This window comes from Frondihabitans sp. PhB161, assembly GCF_003814635.1.
Taxonomy (GTDB): domain Bacteria; phylum Actinomycetota; class Actinomycetes; order Actinomycetales; family Microbacteriaceae; genus Frondihabitans.
In genome coordinates this window covers 332249-352419 of record NZ_RKQW01000003.1, presented here as the reverse complement: position 1 = coordinate 352419, position 20171 = coordinate 332249, and the positions used below count along the sequence as shown (strand labels likewise).

23 protein-coding genes are annotated in these 20171 nt (G+C 67.4%); 19 read left to right on the top strand and 4 right to left on the bottom strand.

Annotation, left to right across the window (positions count from 1 at the left end; translation table 11 throughout):
• Window positions 1-115 precede the first annotated feature (115 nt).
• Both EDF39_RS13645 and EDF39_RS13640 read right to left on the bottom strand, forming a co-directional pair.
• On the bottom strand, window positions 116-1345 hold the full coding sequence (locus tag EDF39_RS13645; RefSeq protein WP_055957990.1) for a DUF349 domain-containing protein: 1230 nt from the start codon (window positions 1343-1345) through the stop codon (window positions 116-118).
• A 106-nt stretch (window positions 1346-1451) separates the two neighbouring features.
• On the bottom strand, window positions 1452-2231 hold the full coding sequence (locus EDF39_RS13640) for a peptidylprolyl isomerase (protein ID WP_123943919.1): 780 nt from the start codon (window positions 2229-2231) through the stop codon (window positions 1452-1454).
• Between the two features lie 123 nt (window positions 2232-2354).
• Here EDF39_RS13640 and EDF39_RS13635 point away from each other — a divergent pair, with 123 nt between their 5' ends.
• From EDF39_RS13635 to EDF39_RS13590, 10 genes are all read left to right on the top strand, one after another.
• Window positions 2355-3809: a replication-associated recombination protein A gene (locus tag EDF39_RS13635; protein ID WP_123943917.1), complete on the top strand. Its 1455-nt coding sequence runs from the start codon at window positions 2355-2357 to the stop codon at window positions 3807-3809.
• A 205-nt stretch (window positions 3810-4014) separates the two neighbouring features.
• Window positions 4015-4644, top strand: a complete 630-nt coding sequence (gene rpsD, locus EDF39_RS13630; RefSeq protein WP_055957982.1) for a 30S ribosomal protein S4 — start codon at window positions 4015-4017, stop codon at window positions 4642-4644.
• A 136-nt stretch (window positions 4645-4780) separates the two neighbouring features.
• Complete coding sequence (locus EDF39_RS13625; protein WP_123943915.1) at window positions 4781-4963, top strand: hypothetical protein; 183 nt, start codon at window positions 4781-4783, stop codon at window positions 4961-4963.
• A gap of 61 nt (window positions 4964-5024) precedes the next feature.
• On the top strand, window positions 5025-7685 hold the full coding sequence (alaS, locus tag EDF39_RS13620; protein ID WP_123943913.1) for an alanine--tRNA ligase: 2661 nt from the start codon (window positions 5025-5027) through the stop codon (window positions 7683-7685).
• Between the two features lie 2 nt (window positions 7686-7687).
• Window positions 7688-8203 carry a Holliday junction resolvase RuvX gene (gene ruvX, locus EDF39_RS13615; RefSeq protein WP_123943911.1) on the top strand — a complete coding sequence of 172 codons (516 nt, stop codon included), beginning with the start codon at window positions 7688-7690 and terminating at the stop codon, window positions 8201-8203.
• 3 nt (window positions 8204-8206) lie between these two features.
• Window positions 8207-9634: an endolytic transglycosylase MltG gene (gene mltG, locus EDF39_RS13610; RefSeq protein ID WP_123943909.1), complete on the top strand. Its 1428-nt coding sequence runs from the start codon at window positions 8207-8209 to the stop codon at window positions 9632-9634.
• 51 nt (window positions 9635-9685) lie between these two features.
• Window positions 9686-10903: a chorismate synthase gene (gene aroC, locus EDF39_RS13605; protein WP_123943907.1), complete on the top strand. Its 1218-nt coding sequence runs from the start codon at window positions 9686-9688 to the stop codon at window positions 10901-10903.
• A complete protein-coding gene (locus tag EDF39_RS13600; protein WP_123943905.1) occupies window positions 10903-11418 on the top strand; it encodes a shikimate kinase in 516 nt (171 codons plus the stop codon). The genes aroC and EDF39_RS13600 overlap by 1 nt, the downstream gene beginning before the upstream one ends.
• The gene (gene aroB, locus EDF39_RS13595; RefSeq protein WP_123943903.1) at window positions 11415-12542 is read left to right on the top strand and encodes a 3-dehydroquinate synthase; all 1128 of its coding nucleotides are present in this window, start codon (window positions 11415-11417) and stop codon (window positions 12540-12542) included. Before EDF39_RS13600 ends, aroB begins: the two co-directional genes overlap by 4 nt.
• Window positions 12539-13105 carry a type II 3-dehydroquinate dehydratase gene (locus EDF39_RS13590; protein WP_055957957.1) on the top strand — a complete coding sequence of 189 codons (567 nt, stop codon included), beginning with the start codon at window positions 12539-12541 and terminating at the stop codon, window positions 13103-13105. Before aroB ends, EDF39_RS13590 begins: the two co-directional genes overlap by 4 nt.
• A 28-nt stretch (window positions 13106-13133) precedes the next feature.
• Here EDF39_RS13590 and EDF39_RS13585 read toward each other — a convergent pair whose 3' ends face one another.
• The gene (locus EDF39_RS13585; RefSeq protein WP_123943901.1) at window positions 13134-13640 is read right to left on the bottom strand and encodes a hypothetical protein; all 507 of its coding nucleotides are present in this window, start codon (window positions 13638-13640) and stop codon (window positions 13134-13136) included.
• A gap of 53 nt (window positions 13641-13693) precedes the next feature.
• On the opposite strand from EDF39_RS13585, the gene EDF39_RS13580 reads away from it, so the two are divergent.
• The 7 genes from EDF39_RS13580 to EDF39_RS13550 all read left to right on the top strand — a co-directional run bounded on the left by EDF39_RS13580 (window position 13694) and on the right by EDF39_RS13550 (window position 17792).
• A complete protein-coding gene (locus EDF39_RS13580; RefSeq protein ID WP_123943899.1) occupies window positions 13694-14500 on the top strand; it encodes a dienelactone hydrolase family protein in 807 nt (268 codons plus the stop codon).
• A gap of 140 nt (window positions 14501-14640) precedes the next feature.
• Entirely contained in the window at window positions 14641-15204 is a 564-nt protein-coding gene (gene efp, locus EDF39_RS13575; protein ID WP_055957947.1) for an elongation factor P, read from the top strand.
• Window positions 15205-15218: 14 nt separating this feature from the next.
• On the top strand, window positions 15219-15635 hold the full coding sequence (gene nusB / locus EDF39_RS13570; protein WP_055957945.1) for a transcription antitermination factor NusB: 417 nt from the start codon (window positions 15219-15221) through the stop codon (window positions 15633-15635).
• Window positions 15636-15770: 135 nt separating this feature from the next.
• The gene (locus tag EDF39_RS13565) at window positions 15771-16211 is read left to right on the top strand and encodes a MarR family winged helix-turn-helix transcriptional regulator (protein ID WP_123943897.1); all 441 of its coding nucleotides are present in this window, start codon (window positions 15771-15773) and stop codon (window positions 16209-16211) included.
• A gap of 43 nt (window positions 16212-16254) precedes the next feature.
• On the top strand, window positions 16255-16698 hold the full coding sequence (locus EDF39_RS13560) for an OsmC family peroxiredoxin (RefSeq protein ID WP_055957942.1): 444 nt from the start codon (window positions 16255-16257) through the stop codon (window positions 16696-16698).
• A gap of 186 nt (window positions 16699-16884) precedes the next feature.
• The gene (locus EDF39_RS13555) at window positions 16885-17226 is read left to right on the top strand and encodes a DUF2185 domain-containing protein (RefSeq protein WP_055957939.1); all 342 of its coding nucleotides are present in this window, start codon (window positions 16885-16887) and stop codon (window positions 17224-17226) included.
• Window positions 17223-17792, top strand: coding sequence for a suppressor of fused domain protein (locus EDF39_RS13550; protein WP_123943895.1), 570 nt, complete (start codon window positions 17223-17225; stop codon window positions 17790-17792). The genes EDF39_RS13555 and EDF39_RS13550 overlap by 4 nt, the downstream gene beginning before the upstream one ends.
• Window positions 17793-17912: 120 nt before the next feature.
• Here the strand turns inward: EDF39_RS13550 and EDF39_RS13545 are convergent, their stop codons facing one another.
• On the bottom strand, window positions 17913-18542 hold the full coding sequence (locus EDF39_RS13545; protein WP_123943893.1) for a hypothetical protein: 630 nt from the start codon (window positions 18540-18542) through the stop codon (window positions 17913-17915).
• Between the two features lie 111 nt (window positions 18543-18653).
• Here EDF39_RS13545 and pyrR point away from each other — a divergent pair, with 111 nt between their 5' ends.
• Entirely contained in the window at window positions 18654-19220 is a 567-nt protein-coding gene (gene pyrR, locus EDF39_RS13540) for a bifunctional pyr operon transcriptional regulator/uracil phosphoribosyltransferase PyrR (protein WP_123943892.1), read from the top strand.
• Window positions 19217-20167, top strand: coding sequence for an aspartate carbamoyltransferase catalytic subunit (locus EDF39_RS13535; RefSeq protein ID WP_123943890.1), 951 nt, complete (start codon window positions 19217-19219; stop codon window positions 20165-20167). The genes pyrR and EDF39_RS13535 overlap by 4 nt, the downstream gene beginning before the upstream one ends.
• Window positions 20168-20171: the final 4 nt, after the last annotated feature.

Here is a 20171-nt window from a genome sequence, read left to right as displayed (position 1 = left end):
CCCGCCTAACCGGCACAGACCCGCGTCCTAGGACACGGGTCTGAGCCGACAACGAGGGTCTGAGCCGATCGCGAGGGTCTGTGCCGATTAGCAGGGCCCGAGACGATGGTGAGGTCTAGCCGAGCGCGTCCAGCCAGACGCGACGGGCGTCGAGCGCCTCCTGAGCGTCTTTGATCGCGCGCTTGTCGCCCGAGGCCTGTGCCGCCTCGAGCTCGGTCTCGAGCTTCGCGATGGCGCTCTGCAGCTGGCCTGCGAGGCCCTCCGAGCGAGCTTTGCGCTCCGGGTTGTTCTTCTGCCAGAACTCTTCGTCGAGGGTGCGAACGTGCGTCTCGATCTTGCGGAGGCGGTCTTCGACGGGACGGACCTGCTCGCGCGGAACCCGACCGATGTCGTCGAAGCGCTGCTGCAGCGAGATCAGGGCGTCGCGAGCCGCAACCCGGTCGGTGAGCGCGAGGATCGCCTGGCCCTCGTCGAGCAGGGCGTTCTTCGCTTCGAGGTTGGCGCTGTACTCTTCTTCGTCTTGCGCGACCAGGGCGGTCTTCGCCCCATAGAGCACGTCGCCGGCAGCCTTGAATCGGGCCCAGAGAGCATCGTCGTACTTCTTGCCGGCGCGGCCGGCGCGCTTCCAGTCGTCGAGCAGCTGGCGGTAGGTGGGGATGCCGTCGGCACCCTTCGGCGCCAGCTCTTCGGCTCGCTCCACCAGAGCCTGCTTGCGGCTTCGGGCGTCACGGTGCACCGAGTCGAGCTCGGCGTAGAAGGCCTTCCGGTGCGTGTCGATCGTCGAGCGGGCGGCCCGGAAGCGCTTCCACAGGTCGTTGCCCTCGCCCTTGGGAATGCGCGGGCCGTCTTGCTGGTGCTTCTGCCAGCGCGAGAAGATGTCGTCGACGGACGCGGTGACCTGTTTCCACTGGACCCGCGCGGGATCCTGAGCCGCCAATGCCTCGGCTTCGACGACGAGAGCCGTGCGATAAGCGACGGCCTCCGCCTGAGCGGCCTGCGCTTCAGCGCTCTGCTGCTGGGTCAGTTCGACGACCGTCGTGTCGAGAGCGGCGACTCGAGTGCGCAGGGCATCGATGTCGCCGACGGCGCTGGGCTCGGCCAAGGCCTCTTTGAGGTGGCCGACCGCCTTCGAGACGTCGGAGGCGCTGGCACCCCGCTTGACGCGCTGCTCGAGGAGCGTCACCTGACCGGCGAGCTCGGTGAACTTGCGTTCGTAGTAGGCGAGTGCCTCTTCGGGGGTCGCGTCGGGGTACTGGCCGACGGCGCGTTCGCCATCGGCCTGTCGGACGTAGACCGTCCCGTCGTCATCGACTCGGCCCCAGGGCGCCTGATCGTTCGTAGCCACAATTCCACCTTGCTGCGTGTCTCGTCGGTGAGGTCCATCAGCCTCTGGCGATGGATGTTCAGCCTATTGCACAGACGCGAAGCCTGGGCGGAGCCTTGGAATGAAGCTACTTGATGGTGGCGGCGGTGATCGTCGTCGCGACCTTGGGCGCGCCGTCCGTCGGGCTATTCGCCGAATCTGCGGGGGTCAGGCCCTTATCGGTGATGTTCTTCTCCATCGACGACAGGCCGGAGGTCACCCTGCCGACCACCGTGTAACCGCCGGTCGTCCCGTCGAGGGTCGTGGAGCCATAGACGATGAAGAACTGCGTGGCCTGGGAGTCGGCCGTCGAGGCCCGCGCCATGGCGATGACGCCGGTCTTGTACTCGGAGTCGGAGGGCACGTTCTCGAGAGGGCCGAACTGGTAGCCGTCGTCGCCCGTGCCATCGGCCTTGGTCGCACCGCACTGGAGGAATTTGGCGCCGTTGCCGTTGCTCATCCGCCAGCAGTGCGTGCCCTCGTAGAAGTTCTTCTTGATCAGGGTCACGAGCACGCTGGTCGCCTGAGGCGCCTTTGCGCCGTCGAGTTCGATGCCCAGCGTCACGTTCGAGTTGAGCTTCAGCGAGCCCGTCCAGGTGCGGTCTTCGGCGATGCTCTTCGACGGCACGGCGGAGGCGGCAGACGCCGAAGCGGACGGCGACGAAGCTGCCGTCGATGCGGGGGAGAACCCACCCCGGGAGTAGACGATCTGCGCGCCCGTTCCGAGAGCGCCCACGAGCACGACGGCGATGATCGCCGCAACGTTGTCACGGAACCGACGCTTGGTCTGCACCCCGTAGACCTGCTGACGGGCGGTGTAGCGCCTCAGCCGCTCACGGGCTTCACGGTCGTTCTTGCTCGGTGCCACGGATCCTCCAGAATGAGCTGGCGCCCCCGGAGGAGCGTGAAGCAGGTTCAGCCTGAACTGTAACGGAGGAGCGGCTCCGACCACGGCAGGCGGTGTCGGGGGTCCGGTCTAGCATGAGTTCTCATGAGCCCGCTTTCGCGCGTGCGGCAGAGTTCCACCCCTCTGGCCGTCCGCATGCGCCCCACCAGCCTCGACGAGGTCGCCGGCCAGAAGCACCTGCTGCGACCGGGTTCGCCGCTGGTGCAGCTGGCGTCCGACACCTCCGGCGAGTCGGGTGCCGTCTCGGTAATCCTGTGGGGTCCGCCCGGCACGGGTAAGACGACTCTCGCGCAGGCGGTCGCCCACAGCTCGGGCCGACAGTTCGTCGAGCTCTCGGCCGTCACTGCGGGTGTCAAAGACGTCCGCCAGGTGATGGAGAAGGCGCTCACCAACCGCGATCTCTACGGCACGACGACCGTCCTGTTCCTCGACGAGATCCACCGCTTCACCAAGGCGCAGCAAGACGCTCTGCTTCCCGGGGTCGAGAACGGCTGGATCATCCTCATCGCCGCGACGACCGAGAATCCCTCGTTCTCCGTCATCACACCGCTCCTCTCCCGGTCGCTTCTCCTCACCCTCGAGCAGCTGAGCGACGACGACCTCGCCGAGCTGGTGCGACGCGCCGTCCGCGACCCCAGGGGCCTCGACGACAGCGTCACTCTCGACGACGACGCCCTCGCGATGATCGTGCGTCTCGCCTCGGGCGATGCCCGCCGTGCGCTGACGGCCCTCGAGGCGTCGGCGCAGTCCGCCTGGGCAATGGCCGACGTCGAGGCCGCTGCGGGCTCGGTCGACGACCTCGACGAAGACGACGACGAGGAGGCCGAGGAGGCCGACGACGGAGACGACGACAAGGATCCAGCCCGGCCCCGCGACGACACCGACCCGCAGTCCGGCTCGGCCCCGCTCATCACCTCCGAGCTCGTCGCCCAGTCCGTTGATCGGGCCCTGCTCCGATACGACCGCAACGGCGACGAGCACTACGACGTCATCTCGGCCTTCATCAAGTCGGTGCGGGGGAGCGACGTCGACGCCGCACTCCACTATCTGGCCAGGATGATCGAGGCCGGGGAGGATCCTCGGTTCATCGCCCGGCGCATCATCGTCTCGGCCGCAGAAGACATCGGGATGGCCGACCCGCAGGCCCTCCTCATCGCGATGGCCGCGGCCGATGCGGTGCAGATGATCGGCATGCCCGAGGGCCGCATCCCGTTGGCTGAGGCCGTTGTCTACCTCGCGACCGCTCCCAAATCCAACCGCTCCTACCTCGGCATCGATCAGGCCATCGCCGACGTGCGAGCCGGCAAAGCCGGCCGCGTGCCGAAGCACCTGCGCGACGCGCACTACCCGGGCGCCAAACGGCTCGGCCACGGCAAGGGCTACAAGTACGCCCACGACTCCGAGTTCGGCGTCGTCGAGCAGCAGTACCTCCCCGACGAGCTGGTGGGGCGCAGCTACTACGACCCCACGAGCAACGGCAACGAGCGAGACGTGACGGCCAGGCTCGAGAAGCTGCGGAGAATCACGCGGGGGCACTAATGCTCCCACTCGTCCCTCTCTCCATGTAAGCTTGTACGGTTGCCTGTATTCAGGGCGTCGAAGCGCGGCTGCGGAAGACGTCCTGATCAAGGTGAGACGACCTGTAGCCGGTCGACCACCGCGGCGATCACCCCTCTTGTTACGAACGCCGGCGCTCGCGCGCTTGACGCTCATTTCATTTCCATTTTCGACAAGGAAGGGAACCGTGTCCACTAAGTCACGTACCCGCAGCAAGACCCGTCTGTCGCGTGCCCTCGGCATCGCGCTGACCCCGAAGGCCGCCCGCTACCTCGAGAAGCGTCCTTACGCTCCCGGTGAGCACGGCCGCACCAAGCGCAAGACCGACAGCGACTACGCCGTCCGTCTCCGCGAGAAGCAGCGTCTGCGTGCCCAGTACGGCATCCGCGAAGCTCAGCTCAAGATCGTCTTCGAAGAGGCCCGCAAGGCCAAGGGCCTGACCGGTGAGAACCTCGTCGAGCTCCTCGAGACGCGTCTCGACGCGCTGATCCTGCGTGCCGGCTTCGCCCGCACCACGGCTCAGGCTCGCCAGATGATCGTTCACCGTCACATCCTCGTCGACGGCAAGCTCGTCGACCGTCCCTCGTTCCGCGTCAAGCCGGGCCAGATGATGCACGTCAAGCCGAAGTCGGAGTCGATGGAGCCTTTCCAGGTCGCCGCCGCCGGTGGTCACGTGGACGTCCTCCCCAAGCTTCCCGCGTACCTCGAGGTCGAGATCGACAAGCTGCAGGCGAAGCTCGTTCGTCGCCCGAAGCGCGTCGAGGTCCCCGTGACCTGTGAAGTCCAGCTGGTCGTCGAGTACTACGCCGCCCGCTAGACCCTTTCTTCACCCGGCTTCTCCTCCTCCACAGGGAGAGCCTCTCCACAGACAGGGAGCAGCCCGCCTCGCGCGGTCTGCTCCCTTTCTGCATCTCGGTAGGATTGACGGCAGTCCATTCGAAGGAGCTCCAACCGTGAAATCCCTGTTCTTCCTGCTCGTCGGCACCGCCCTGGGCTTCGTCGTGGCCCACAAGGTCAACCAGACACCGGCCGGTCGGGAGTTCTTCACGGGTCTCGACAGCCGCCTAACGCGTTTCTCCACGGCCGTGGCCGATGGCTATCGCAGCCGCCAAGCCGAACTGCGCGATCGCGACTGATCCGTCGCGCCTCGAATCCGACGCACCAGCGACTCCGACACACCAGATCTGAGAGACCACCATGCAGACCGCTGAAATTCGCAACCGCTGGCTGAAGTACTTCGGCGACCGTGGGCACACCGTCGTGCCGTCCGCCTCGCTCGTGAGCGACGACCCCAGCCTGCTCTTCGTCGTGGCCGGCATGGTGCCGTTCATCCCGTATCTCTCCGGCCTGGTGCCGGCGCCGTACCCGCGGGCGACGAGCGTACAGAAGGTCATCCGCACCAACGACATCGAAGAGGTCGGTAAGACGCCGCGCCACGGCACCTTCTTCCAGATGAACGGCAACTTCTCGTTCGGCGACTACTTCAAAGAGCAGGCGATCACCTACGCGTGGGAGCTGCTGACGACCCCGGAGGCCGATGGCGGGCTCGGGTTCGACCAGAAAGACCTGTGGGTCACCGTCTACAAAGACGACGACGAGGCCATCGCCCTCTGGAAGTCGATCGCGGGCCTCCCCGACGAGAAGATCCAGCGTCTCGACAAAGACACCAACTACTGGCACACCGGCCAGCCGGGCCCTGCCGGCCCCTGCTCCGAGATCTTCTTCGACCGCGGCCCCGCTTACGGCATCGACGGCGGCCCCGCCACCGACGACGACCGCTACGTCGAGATCTGGAACCTCGTGTTCATGCAGTACCAGATCGACAACGTGCGCTCGAAGGTCGACTTCGACATCGTGCGAGAGCTGCCCAACAAAAACATCGACACCGGCATGGGTCTCGAACGAGTCGCCTTCCTCAAGCAGGGGGTCGACAACATGTACGAGATCGACCAGGTTCGCCCCGTGCTCGACCGTGCCGCCGAGCTCTCCGTTCGGGCCTACGGCGCCGACCACGACGACGACGTGCGCATGCGCGTCATCGCCGACCACGTCCGCTCCGCGCTGATGCTCATGAGCGACGGCGTGACCCCGTCGAACGAGGGCCGCGGCTACATCCTGCGCCGCCTCCTCCGACGGAGCGTGCGCTCGATGCGCCTGCTCGGTGTCGAAGGCGCGACCTTCCCCGAGCTCTTCGCCGCCTCGCGCGACGCGATGAAGGCCGCCTACCCCGAGGTCGAGACCGACTACAGCCGCATCTCGCGCCTCGCCTTCGCCGAGGAGGAGACCTTCCTCCGCACCCTGGCCTCCGGCACCGCGATTCTCGACGAGGCGGTCGACCAGACCGTCGCCGCCAGCAAGAAGGAACTCAAGGGCGACACCGCCTTCCTTCTCCACGACACATTCGGGTTCCCGATCGACCTCACCCTCGAAATCGCCGAAGAGGCCGGCCTCACCGTCGACCGCACCGCGTTCGACACCCTGATGCAGGAGCAGCGCTCCCGCGCCAAGGCCGACGCGAAGTCGCGCAAGACGGCCCTCGCCGACCTCAGCGTCTACTCGGCCTTTCGAGCCCAGGGCGAGACGGTCTTCACCGGCTACGACTTCCTCAACACCGAGTCGCGCATCCTGGGCCTGATCGTCGGGGGCGAGTCAATCGATCGAGCCGTGGCCGGCGACATCGCCGAGGTCATCCTCGCCGAGACCTCGCTCTACGCCGAGTCGGGTGGCCAGGAGGCCGATGCGGGCAGCATCGTCGGCAACGGGTTCGACCTCGAGGTGCTCGACGTGCAGAAGCCCGTCAAGGGCCTCATCAGCCACCGCGTGCAGGTGCGATCCGGTGAGGTCGGTGTCGGCGACGCCGCCACCAGTGTGGTCGACCCCACGTACCGTCGCGGAGCAACGCAGGCGCACTCGGCGACGCACCTCATCCACGCCGCCCTGCGGCAGGTGCTCGGCCCCGAGGCGCACCAGGCCGGCTCGTACAACAAGTCGGGCTACATGCGCCTCGACTTCAACTGGTCGAACCCCCTGTCGGCGGGCACCCGCAGCGAGATCGAAGACATCGCCAACTCCAAGATCCGCGACGACCTCGAGGTCACGACTCGCATCCTCCCGCTCGACGAAGCGCGCGCGGCCGGAGCCATGGCCCTGTTCGGCGAGAAGTACGGCGAGGAGGTGCGCATGGTCGACATCGGCGGCCCCTGGTCGCGCGAGCTCTGCGCCGGCACCCACGTGTCGCACTCGTCGCAGATCGGTCTGATCAACCTCGTCGGTGAGTCATCGATCGGATCGACCAACCGCCGCGTCGAGTCGCTCGTCGGCGTCGACGCCTTCCGCGACTTCGCCACCGAGCGTTCGCTCGTCAACCAGCTGACCTCCTCGCTCAAGACGCCGCGCGAGCAGCTTCCCGATCGCATCGCCGACCTCGCCGGTCAGTTGAAGGCGGCCGAGAAACGGATCGCCGAGTTCGAAGCGGCGGCCCTCCAGACGCGCGTTCCCGCACTCGTCGAGAAGGCTTCGGCCGTGGGCGAATTGCGCGTTGTCTCAGAACACGTCGGTCAGGTGAAGTCGGCCGACGAACTGCGGAGTCTGGCGACGAACGTTCGCGAGCGTCTCGGATCCTCGGTTCCCGCCGTCGTGGCACTCGCGGCCGACGTGTCGGGCAAGCCAGCGGTCATCGTGGCGACCAACGCCCCGGCGCGCGACGCCGGCGCCAAGGCCGGCCTCCTGGCCCGCACCGCGGCCGGCATCCTCGGTGGTGGTGGAGGCGGTAAAGACGACCTCGCTCAGGGCGGAGGCTCCGATGTGTCGGCGATCCCGGCCGCACTCACCGCCATCGTCGAAGCGCTCAGGTCCTGATCATCGATACGGGGTTCCGCCGCGGGGCGCGGATCGGCGTCGATGTGGGCAAAGCCCGCATCGGCGTCGCGCGCACCGATCCCGACGGTCTGATCGCCACGCCGATCGAGACGGTCACGCGCTCGGGTAGCCCGAAAGACACCGGGGCTGCCGGCGACGACGTAAAGACGATTCTGGCGCACGCCACCGAGCTCGACGCGATCGAGATCGTGGTGGGCCTGCCCCTGTCGCTGTCGGGCGGCGACACCCCGTCGACGTCGGACGCGCGCGAGTTCGCGGAGCGTCTGGCGCGGGGCGCGGATCCTCGGCCAGTCCGTCTCGTCGACGAGCGGCTCTCGACGGTGACTGCGTCGTCGGCCCTCCGCGCCTCGGGTCGATCGTCGAAAAAGCAGCGGTCCGTGATCGATCAGGTGGCCGCCGTTATAATCGTGCAGCACGCCATCGACCTGGAACGATCGAGCGGACGTCCACCGGGCTCCCTTGTTCCCGTGACGACGAATTCCGACGAGAAACGGTAGAACGTGGCAGACGAACCCTCCTGGGACGACATCTTTGCCGGCACCCCCTCCGAGAAGCGCACGACGACGACGTCGCGGCGATCGGGAGAGACGGCCGACGAGCCGGAGCAGCGCGGCCATCCCCTGCAGGGCGGCGCGGCGCAGAGCGGACAGGTTTCGCCGAGTGGGCAGACCCCTCCTGTGACTCCCGCAGTGGCCGATCCCGGCCCGTCGCGGCGCGACCTCCGAGCTCGGCGCGAAGAAGAGGAGCGTCGACGCGGACGCGCGGCTCCCCGCAAGACCGAACGCTCGAAGCGAGCACCGCAGGCGACAGCGGAGGCTGCGGCACCCCCACCGACGGCACCGGTCGAGCGTCGACGATCTCGCTGGCGAAAGCCGGGCACCTGGATCCTGATCGCCGTTCTCCTGATCGTCGTCGGCGGAGGTGGAGCCGTCATCTCGACCCTTTACAAGCAGTACGCCCCCGGCATCCAGTCGCTGTTCGGCGGCGAGCCCGACGACGACTACGCCGGGTCAGGCAATGGCACCAAGGTCGAGTTCACGATCGTCTCGGGTGATATCGGCGAGACCATCGCGTCGAAGCTCGCGAAGGCCGGTGTGACGAAGACGTCGGCCGCGACCTACAGCCTGCTGCTGGCGAACAAAGAGATCTCGTTCCAGCCCGGCACCTACTCGATGTTCGAGCACATGAGCGCCCAGTCGGCCATCGACCGTCTCCAGTCGACGTCGGCCCGGATCACCACCAAGATCGTGATCCCCGAGGGCACGACCCTCAAGGGCATCATCAGTCTGACGGCCAGCGCGACGAAGATCCCGATCGCCAAGGTCAAGAAGGCCGCGGCCGACTACAAGTCGTTCGATCTGCCGTCGAATGCGACGAGTCTCGAGGGCTACCTGTTCCCCGCGACGTACGAGCTCGAACCGAACAAGACCGCTCACGCCTACCTGCAAGACATGGTCGACGAGATGAAGAAGCGTCTCACCGCCGCGGGGGTGCCCGAATCGAAGTGGGAGCGCACGGTCATCTTCGCGTCGCTCATTCAAAAAGAGGCCGGTCTCGCGGCCGACTACCCGAAGGTCGCGCGGGTGTTCCAGAACCGGATCGACGACGGAATGCTGCTGCAGTCCGACGCGACCGTGGCGTATGGCGCAGGCACGACCGACCGGGTCACGACGACCGACGCCGAGCGTGCGGACGCGAGCAACGAATACAACACCTACGTGCACAAGGGTCTGCCCGTCGGGCCGATCTCGAACCCCGGTGAGATCGCCATCGAGGCCGCCGTCAGGCCGGCGACCGGCACGTGGGTCTACTTCGTGACCGTCGACCTCGATAGCGGCGAGACCGTGTTCTCGACCACCTATGCCGAGCACCAGAAGGCCGTGACGCAGTTCCAGTCGTGGCTGCGGGCCCACCCCGAGTACCAGTAAGCCGGGGGAGCCTCGCGACGGGGCAACCGTCGCGTGTGGAACAATCGACACATGCTTCGATGGTTGACCGCGGGTGAGTCTCATGGCCCCGAACTGATTGCCGTTCTCGAAGGAATCCCGGCCGGTGTGCCGGTGTTCCTCGAAGACATCCAGAGCGACCTTGCGCGCCGCAAGCTCGGCTACGGCCGCGGCTCGCGCATGAAGTTCGAGCAAGACGAGCTGCACATCTCGGGTGGTGTCATCCACGGGCGCACCATCGGCAGTCCCATCGCGCTGCGCGTCGGCAACACCGAATGGCCGAAATGGGAAGAGGTCATGAACCCCCAGCCGGTCGAGGTGAGCGAGGCATCCCGCGGTCGCAGCGCGCCGCTGACCAGGCCCCGACCCGGTCACGCCGACCTGGTCGGCATGCAGAAGTACGGCTTCGACTCCGCTCGCCCCATCCTGGAGCGTGCCAGTGCCCGCGAGACCGCGGCCCGGGTCGCCCTCGGTGCTGTCGCGAAGTCGTTCCTGGCCGAGCTCGGCATCGAGCTCGTCAGCCACACTCTCTCGATCGGACCCGTCCGCGTGCCCGAGGGTCGGCCCCTGCCCACACTCGACGACCTCGAGGCGCTCGACGGCGACCCGTTGCGCTGCTTCGATCCCGTGACGTCGGCCCTGATGGTCGCGGAGGTCGACGATGCGAAGAAGGCCGGCGACACTCTCGGCGGTGTCGTCGAGGTGCTCGCCTACAACCTCCCGCCCGGCCTCGGCTCGCACGTGCAGTGGGATCGCCGTCTCGACTCACAGCTCGCCGCGGCCCTCATGGGCATCCAGGCGATCAAGGGCGTCGAAGTCGGTGACGGCTTCTTGACCACCACCCGCCGCGGATCCGAGGCGCACGACGAACTGCGTCAGACGAGTCGTGGCATCTCTCGCGACACCGATCGCGCCGGAGGCACGGAGGGCGGCATGTCGACCGGCACCGTGCTTCGCGTCCGTGCCGGCATGAAGCCGATCGCGACCGTGCCGCACGCTCTCGCGACCGTCGACGTCGCCACCGGCGAGACGGCCAGCGCCCATCACCAGCGCTCTGACGTCTGCGCGGTTCCGGCCTCCGGCGTCGTCGCCGAGGCGATGGTCGCTCTCGTCCTCGCCAACTCCGTGCTCGAGAAGTTCGGCGGCGACTCGATCGACGAGACGAGCCGCAACATGACCAACTACCTGGCGGCCATTCCCGAGCTCCTCACGACGACGACCGAGAGCGGCGCCCCCGCGACCCAGTTCTGATGTCGGAAGAGCGTCACCGCCCGGTCGTGCTGATCGGCCCGATGGGGGCCGGCAAGACCAGCGTCGGCCGCCGGGTCGCCAAACGCCTCGGTCGTGCTTTCGTCGACACCGACAAAGAGATCGTCAAGGAGCACGGCCCGATTCCCGCCCTGTTCGAGTCGCTCGGCGAACCCGGGTTCCGCGAACTGGAGCGCGACGCGGTGACCTCTGCCCTCGCGGGCACCGTCGTGGTGTCGCTGGGTGGTGGGGCGGTTCTCGACGAGGGCACCCGCGTCCGACTCCGTGACGAGCGGGTCGTTCTCCTGACGGTCACTCCCGAGGCAGTCGAATCCCGAATCCGAGGATCCGACCGTCCCCTCCTTCACCACGGCGGCATTGCGGCGTGGAAGCGCATCGCTGCCGAGCGCGCCCCCATCTACGCCTCGCTCGCCGACCTCACCCTCGATACCTCGAACAGACCCCTCTCGCACGTCGTCGACGACATCGTGGCGTGGGTCGAAACGGAGCCTTCATGACCGACGCACCAAAGACCGATCAGACCGCCGAGACGTCAACGGCGGGTACGCCGACGACCGTCATCTCCGTCTCCGGCGCCTCACCCTACGACGTGCGAATCGGTCGCGGCGTCGTCGCGGAGGTGCCCGACCTCCTCGGCCCGCAGACCAAAAAGATCCTCATCGTGCACGCCCCGCCGCTCGGCGCCCGGGCCACGGCCCTCCGCGAGTCGCTGCTGGCCCGCGGTTTCGAGGCGCTCATCGCCGAGATCCCCGACGCCGAGGCCGGCAAGCGCGTCGAGGTGGCATCCTTCTGCTGGCAGATCCTCGGCCAGGCCGACTTCGCCCGGACCGATGCCGTCATCGGCCTCGGCGGCGGAGCGACGACCGATCTCGCCGGATTCGTCGCGGCCACCTGGCTCCGCGGTGTCCAGCTCGTACAGATCCCGACCACGGTGCTCGGCATGGTCGACGCGTCGATCGGCGGCAAGACCGGCATCAACACCGCCGAGGGCAAGAACCTCGTCGGCTCGTTCTACGCCCCGGCCGGCGTGCTCGTCGACCTCGATCTGCTCGACGGCCTTGCGCGCAACGACGTCCTCGCCGGTTTCGCCGAAATCGTCAAGGCGGGGTTCATCGCCGAGCCGGAGATCCTCGACATCGTCGAGGCCGACGTCGACCGCGTCGTCGACCCGTCGACCCCGGAGTTCCGGCGCGTCGTCGAACTCGCGATCGGTCTCAAGGCGCGCGTCGTCGGCGAAGACTTCACCGAGGCCGGGCTCCGCGAGATCCTCAACTACGGGCACACGCTCGGCCACGCCATCGAGCACGCCGAGCGCTACCAGTGGCGGCACGGAGCCGCTGTCTCGGTCGGCATGGTGTTCGCCGCCGAGCTGTCGCGGCTGGCGGGGCGCCTGTCGGATGAGGTCGTGGATCGGCACCGCCGGATCCTCGTGTCTCTCGGTCTGCCGATCAGCTACCCGACCGGCCGCTGGAACACGCTGCTCGCAACGATGCAGCGCGACAAGAAGACCCGGGCCGGAATGCTGCGCTTCATCGTGCTCGACGACACGGCCCGGCCGACCGTGCTCGAGGCGCCCGACTCCAGCCTGCTGTTCGCGGCCTACCAGGAGATCGGGTCGTGACGACCGCCCTTCACGCAACAGTGCTCGTCGTCACCGCACCCGAGGTCGGCGGGCCCGACTCGCGGTATCCGTCGGCGCACTCGGTGTCGTCGGGGACTGCGGCGGGCCTCCTGGTCGCGTTGGAATCCGTCGATCCGTCGATCATCGTCGTGGCTCGGCAGACCGACGACGAGGCCGAACTGATCTCGTGGCTTCACGAGGCTGCCGACCGGGGCTGGGGTGTCGTGATCGATCCCGCCGCCTTCACCAGCTACTCGTACGGGTTGCGCGACGCGGCCGCGCTGGTCGTCGAGGCCGGATTGCCGGTGATCGAGGCGCATCTCACGAACCCGGTATCGCAGGGGGAGTCGCGGCAGTCGAGCGTCATCTCCGCCGTATCGACCGGCATCATCGCCGGGTTCGGCCTCGACTCCTACCGGTTCGCGGTCGCCGCCGCGGGGGCGCGCGTCGCCGACCGGAGGGACGTCGCCAGCCGGCAGGACGCCGTCAAGCACGAGGACGACGCCAACCAGCAGCACGTCGCCGAGCAGCAGCAGGGCACGCTGGAGCAGGCGCACCGCTAGAGCCTCGGCGGAGGCTTCCGAGGTGACGCTACGACGGCCCCGAAGTGCGACGGCGAGGGTCGGCGCCTTCGGCGAGACTTCGGAACATTCGCGAGAAGTACGCCGCCACGAGCGCGGCCTGACCGAGCACCCAGGTGCCGACGGCCGGGAGCACGAGTTCACCCGTCGGCGTTCCCGCGGCGGTACGCACTCCGAGCAGCGTCGTCGCCACCACTGCTGCGAGCACCAGGACGACGGCGAGGATCCGCACGACGTATCTCGAACCCGACCTCGACGGCTTTCGCAACCGACCCCGAAGGATGATCGCGTAGAGAGCCACGAACAGCAGCATCGAGGCGAGCGCCGTGACGACGTTGACGAGATCGCCGAGGGGCCTCAGCACGGTGAATCCGCCGAGGACCACGGCGGACAGGAGGGCCTCAGTGGTCCACAGGCCGGTGGTGAACCCGGGGGAGTCGTCGTTGGTCTGCCCGTACGAGACGAGGTCGGGGTTCGGGCGACGGTTCAACGGGACGTAGGGCTCGTCGTCGCTCACGACCTGTGGACTCCCATGACGACACCGTACCCATCCGGCTTACGATGAGCCGCATGACGCCTTCCGCTCCCGTGTCCACGCTCGACGGCTGGGCTGTTGCGCCCTTCACCGGGGGCGGGCTGACCTACGACTGCTACGAGAAGGGCTCCGGCCCGGGCGTCGTGTTGATCCCCGAGGTGCCGGGCATCACGCCCGAGGTACTGGGGCTCGCCGACCACCTCGTCGACGAGGGCTTCACCGTCGTCGTGCCCTCGCCCTTCGGCGAACCGGGCCGTGCGCCGACCACGGGCTACGTCCTGGGCGTCGTCGCTCGTCTCTGCGTTGCGGCCGAGTTTCGAGCCTTCGCAGTCGGTGCGCACCGGCCGATCACCGACTACCTGCGGGCGGTGGCCGCCGACCTCGCGGCGCGCACGCCCGGCACCGGGGTGGGCGTTATCGGCATGTGCTTCACCGGCGGCTTCGCTCTCGCGGCGGCTGTCGACGACTCCGTCTCGGCGTCCGTGCTGAGCCAGCCCTCCGTTCCGTTTCCTCTCGGAAAGGCGCGGGCCAAGGATCCAGGCCTCTCGCCTGCCGAATTCGACCGCGTGGCCGCCCGGGCCTCTGCCGGCGAGGTCTGCGCGCTCGGCCTGCGATTTTCGGGTGACCGCGCCGCTCAGGCCGCGCGCTTCGCGACCCTGAAGAACCGCTTGGGCGACGCGTTCGAGATGATCGAACTCGACTCCTCGCCCGGCAACGAGGGCGGCTTCTCGAAAAACGCGCACTCGGTGATCACGAGCGAGGTGCGCGAGGCGCCGGGCAACCCCGCGCTGGCGGCGCGCGAGCGCGTGGTGGGGTTCCTCCGGGAGCGCCTCACCCCCTGAATGCTTGCCGAGCGCTCGCTCCCGTGTCAGGGATCCGAGCGTCGGCTACACTTGTCGATGGCCGAATCCGGCCGACGTGCCGCATCCCTCGGGGTGCCGTGCACCAGCCACTTTTCTCTCATCTTCAAAGGATTCCTCGCATGGCGACTACCAACGACATCAAGAACGGCGCCGTTCTCAACCTCGACGGCCAGCTCTGGAACGTCATCGAGTTCCAGCACGTCAAGCCCGGCAAGGGCGGGGCGTTCGTCCGCACCAAGATGAAGAACGTGATGAGCGGCAAGGTCGTCGACAAGACGTTCAACGCCGGCACCAAGATCGACTTCGCCAATGTCGACCGCCGCGAATACACCTACCTGTATGCCGAGGCCGACGGCTACGTGTTCATGGACACCACCGACTACGACCAGATCAACGTGCCCGCCACGATCGTCGGCGACTCAAAGAACTTCATGCTCGAAAACCAGAACGTGCAGATGGCGTTGCACGACGGCGACCCGCTGTACATCGAGCTTCCCGCGTCGGTCGTCCTCGAGGTCACCTACACCGAGCCCGGTCTCCAGGGCGACCGCTCGACCGGCGGCACCAAGCCCGCCACCGTCGAGACCGGCTACGAGATCCAGGTGCCGCTGTTCCTCGAGACCGGCACCAAGGTCAAGGTCGACACGCGCGACGGCAGCTACCTCGGCCGCGTCAACGACTAGGTCGCGCCTCCACAATGAGTGCTCGCACCAAAGCGCGTAAGCGCGCCCTCGACGTGCTCTACGTCGCCGACATCCGCCAGATCTCGATCGACGACGCACTCGTCGCCGAGACGCAGCGTGCGCTCGACACCCCCGAGCGCAACTCGAGCTGGGGCTACGCGCGCGACATCGTTCAGGGCGTCATCGAGAATCGCCCCGAGATCGACGAGCTGATCGAGACGTATTCGCAGGGCTGGACTCTGGCCCGGATGCCCACGATCGATCGGGCCATCCTGCGCATCGGCATCTGGGAGCTTACGCACAACGACGACATCCCTGACGCCGTGGCGATCTCGGAGGCCGTCGAGCTCGCGCAGAGCCTGTCGACCGACGATTCGGGCAGCTTCGTTAACGGCCTACTGGGCCGGATCGCGACCACGACCGCGTCCTAGCGAGGCCGCTCACGCCGAGTGCCGCCGAATGCTCTCCGCCCAGCCCGGGCGAGAGCATCTGGCGGCACTCGGCGTTTTGCCGGGACGATTAGTTGTGCACGACACTATTGCGCGCAATGTGCTACCGTGATCGTCATGCCCACCGCACCGACGCCCCTGCTCGACGAGCAAATCTGCTTTGCGCTCTACAGCGCGTCGCGGGCGCTGACGGCGCGGTACCGCGATCTGCTCGAGCCTCTCGGCGTCACCTACCCCCAGTACCTTGTGTTGCTCGTGCTATGGGAAGAGGGGCCCGTCACCGTCGGCTACCTCGGCGACCGACTCAACCTCGACTCCGGCACGCTGTCGCCCCTGCTCCGTCGCCTCGAGACCTCCGGCCACGTCACGCGCACCCGCACGCCGGGCGACGAGCGTGTCGTCGAGGTGTCACTCACCGCGAGTGGCAGCGAGCTGCGGGGCGCGACCGCCTCGATCCAAGACGGTATCTGCCAGGCGACCGGGTTGGATCCTGAGGCCCTTCACTTCCTGCAGCAGCAGATCGCCACGGTCGCGGCGCACGTCCGCCAGGCCGCCTGACTTCTCCGACTCCGCATTCCCACCCCTCAAGAAAAGAGAAATCATGCCCACTCGCACCTCTCGCACCGCCTGGAACGGAAGCCTCGAAGAAGGATCCGGCCAGGTCGAACTCAGCTCGTCGAAGATCGGCACCTACGACGTGTCGTTCCCGAAGCGTGCGGCTGACGACGCCAACGGAGCCACCAGCCCCGAAGAGCTCATCGCCGCCGCTCACTCGTCGTGCTACGCCATGCAGTTCTCGGCGATCCTCGGTGCCGCCGGCGGCACCGTCGAGGCTCTCGACGTCAAGGCCGACGTCACCCTCGGCCCGGACAAGGCTGACGGCGGCTTCAAGCTGACCGGCATCCACCTCACCGTGCGCGGCGAGGTCTCGGGCGTCGACGCCGACGGTTTCGCCAAGGCCGCCGCCGAGGCGAAGGCGACCTGCCCCGTCTCGAAGGCGCTGACCGGAGTCGAGATCACGCTCGACGCCCAGCTCGAGAACTAGGAGCGGCGCCCCGCGCGCACGCTCGTTTGCGGCGGCGACGGTGGTCTTCGGACCGCCGTCGCCGCCGCTTTGCTGTGTGCAGCACCGAACCCGCCGCTTTCGGAATCGGCGACGCGCGCCTAGGTTGGAGCTAGGGGAAGGTGCCGTACCGCACCGCAGCTGTCGCCCGAATGGAGAAGTACCTCCGTGACCACTGAATTCATCAGGCATGCGGGCGATTCGCTCGCATCGACTCGCATCCTCGATGGCTCGAGCCCGCTCGGCTGGGCCTTCCGCGAGGCACCGGTCGCGCCCGAAGACAACGGCTGGAGATTCCTGTCGCAAGACGACAACGAGACCTTCATCAACACGCCCGGCAACATCAGGGTCGCCGACTTCAATGCAGTCGCGGAAATCGAGCCCGCCGTCATCGCCATCTACGGGTTTCCGGTCGGCACCGATCTCACCTTCGTCATCGAGCCCAGCGGGGCCCGGAAGTTCGTCGACAACACGACGCGCGAAGAGGTCGCGCTGCCGTACCTCCCGTGACCGACCTCCGCACGATCGCGAGAACGGCCGCCGGAATCTTCGGCGGTACACCCCGGGTCGTGAAGTTCTCCGACGAGTCTGAAGCGCACTCGGTCGAGATCCTGAGCTGCACACCGTCACCCCGACCCGGACTCATCTCGTACTCCACGATCGGCATGAGCGCGTTCGACAACGACACGGTGATCGGCCCGCGGCATCTTCGAGTCGAAGTCGTCGGCATCGCTGCCGACTCGACGACCGCGTTCTCGGGCGGTCTGTCTACGTGTGCGTTCAATCTGGCCCACGACCGCTTCCAGATCCAGCCGAAGCGCGTCTTCCCGCGGGTCTTCGAAGGCTACGGGCAAGACGTCACGACGCCGCACGCGCTCATCTGGTACCCGTTCGGATGGGCGGGCGACTTCGAACCCCTCGTCGGCGACGAGACCCACATCGAGTGGCTGATGGCGATACCGATCACCGACGCCGAATTCACGTTTTTCGAAGCGAACGACGCGGACGCCCTGATCGACGTCTTCGAGGCGAACGATATCGACCTCTACGACCTCATGCGCGCGTCCGCGGTCTGACCGGCGCGTTCGAGACCACGGCGACGGCGACGATAACTGAATTCATCGCGGAGGCGGTTCCATCGCCTCCCCGAAAGTCCTCAATTGCCGGTCGCGAGGGTTTTTCTCTGCCGGCACGCCTCAGCCGAGCGAGTCGCGGACGCGCCGAGGATGCGTGACGAAGTCAAGGGCATCCTTCTGATCCAGAGTTCCCGGGAAGTTGGCCGAAGCGAACCGGCCGTTCGGATCATACGGACTTGTGGGCCGAACAAGCGGACACTGGGCCAGAGCCGCCAGCAGCACCCTCTTCGCCTCGTCCGAGAGCACTTCGTGGTCGTCGCGGAGAAGCAGGATCGTGGCTCGACGACGAGGGGATCGGCCCTGGCCGAAGCGGATCGATAAGGCCTGCCGAGGGTCGCTCGTCGGAGTGACCACCGACGCCGTGTCGATGACGTCGAAGCCGAGAACACGGGATCCTACGCGGACCCGGCGGCCGGCTAGATCGATCGCGACCCGACGGTCGGTCGCCCCGATGATTGCGATGAGGAGAAACGCGGAACCCGCCATGATCGCCGCGGAGATCACCAAGGCCACACCCAGAGGAACGAAGTCCCACGGGGAGGTGTCGAATCGCTCTCGGGGGTTGAAGACGAGAAGGGGACTCGCCACCACCATCAACCCTACGAAGAGACGACCCTGCCGAGCGAGCAGCGCCTTAAACGCCGACCTGTCGAATTCGAACCAGGTGCCCTTTTCGCTCGCGGACGTCACGAGGGGACCCTACCGCCCGACGTCCCCGGCCCGCCGAGACCGCTAGGCTTGGACACGTTCTTACGACCCACCTTTAAGAGCCGTCCAGAGAGACGGAGAAGGGAGGTCCGATTGAGCACACGCACCGTGCTGAGTCAGGCTGACATCACCCGCGCGCTCACGCGCATCGCCCACGAGATCCTCGAAGGCAACCGTGGCGCTGACGATCTCGTCGTGATGGGTATTCCCACTCGCGGCGTCGTTCTCGCCGATCGCATCGGCGAGGTCCTCCAGTCGATCAGCGGCCAGGCCGTTCTCGTTGGGGCCATCGACGCGACGCTCTACCGCGACGACCTCCGCCGGCAGCCGACCCGTGCGCCCAGGCCGACGACCGTGCCAAGCGGCGGTATTGACGGCAAGACCGTCGTGCTCGTCGACGACGTGCTCTATTCCGGTCGCACGATCCGTGCAGCCCTCGACGCGCTGAGCGCCATCGGCCGTCCCAAAGCCGTGCGGCTCGCCGTCCTGGTCGACCGCGGTCACCGTGAGCTGCCGATCCGCGCCGACTACGTGGGCAAGAACCTCCCGACCTCGACAGCCGAGCGCATCTTCGTCCGGCTCGAACCGGTCGACGCCCTCGACGAGGTGGCGATCGCCGACGAGCGAACCGACGCCCGCAGCGAAGGGGGCGCGTCGTGAAGCACCTCCTGAGCACTGCCGACCTGTCGCGCGACGAGGCCATCCAGATCCTCGACATCTCCGAAGACATGGCGGCCGTCTCGACCCGCGAGGTGCGCAAGCTGCCGACGCTGCGCGGCATCACGGTCGTCAACCTCTTCTTCGAAGACAGCACCCGCACGCGCATCTCGTTCGAGGCCGCGGCCAAGCGCCTCAGCGCCGACGTGATCAACTTCTCGGCCAAGGGGTCGAGCGTGTCTAAAGGTGAGTCACTCAAAGACACCGCGCAGACGCTGGCCGCGATGGGCGCCGACGGCATAGTGATCCGGCACCCGGCATCGGGCGCACCCCGCGTACTGGCCACCAGCGGCTGGGTCGATGCCGGCGTGGTGAATGCTGGCGACGGCACCCACGAGCACCCGACACAGGCCCTGCTCGATGCGTTCACGATGCGCCGCCGGATCCTCGGCGATTCCGGTCGCGGACGCGACCTCGACGGCGTCAAGGTCATGATCGTTGGCGACGTGCTGCACTCCCGCGTAGCCCGATCGAACGCCTGGCTGCTGAAGACCCTCGGCGCCCACGTCACCTTCGTGGCCCCGCCGACGCTGCTGCCGAACGGCGTCGCCGCCTTCGACGCCGACGTCTTCTACGACTTCGACGAGGCGCTCGCGCGGGTGAAACCCGACGTCGTGATGATGCTGCGCATCCAGCAGGAGCGCATGAACGACGCGTTCTTCCCCAACGGCCGGGAGTACGCCCGCTCCTGGGGCCTGAGCGCTGAACGCCTCCACGGGCTGCCCGAGCACACCCTCGTCATGCACCCCGGGCCGATGAACCGCGGGCTCGAGATCAGCGACGAGGCGGCCGACTCGCCCCGATCGACCGTACTCGAGCAGGTCACGAACGGCGTCTCCGTCCGCATGGCCGTGCTCTATCTGACCCTCGCCGCCGGCGTCACGAACTGAGAAG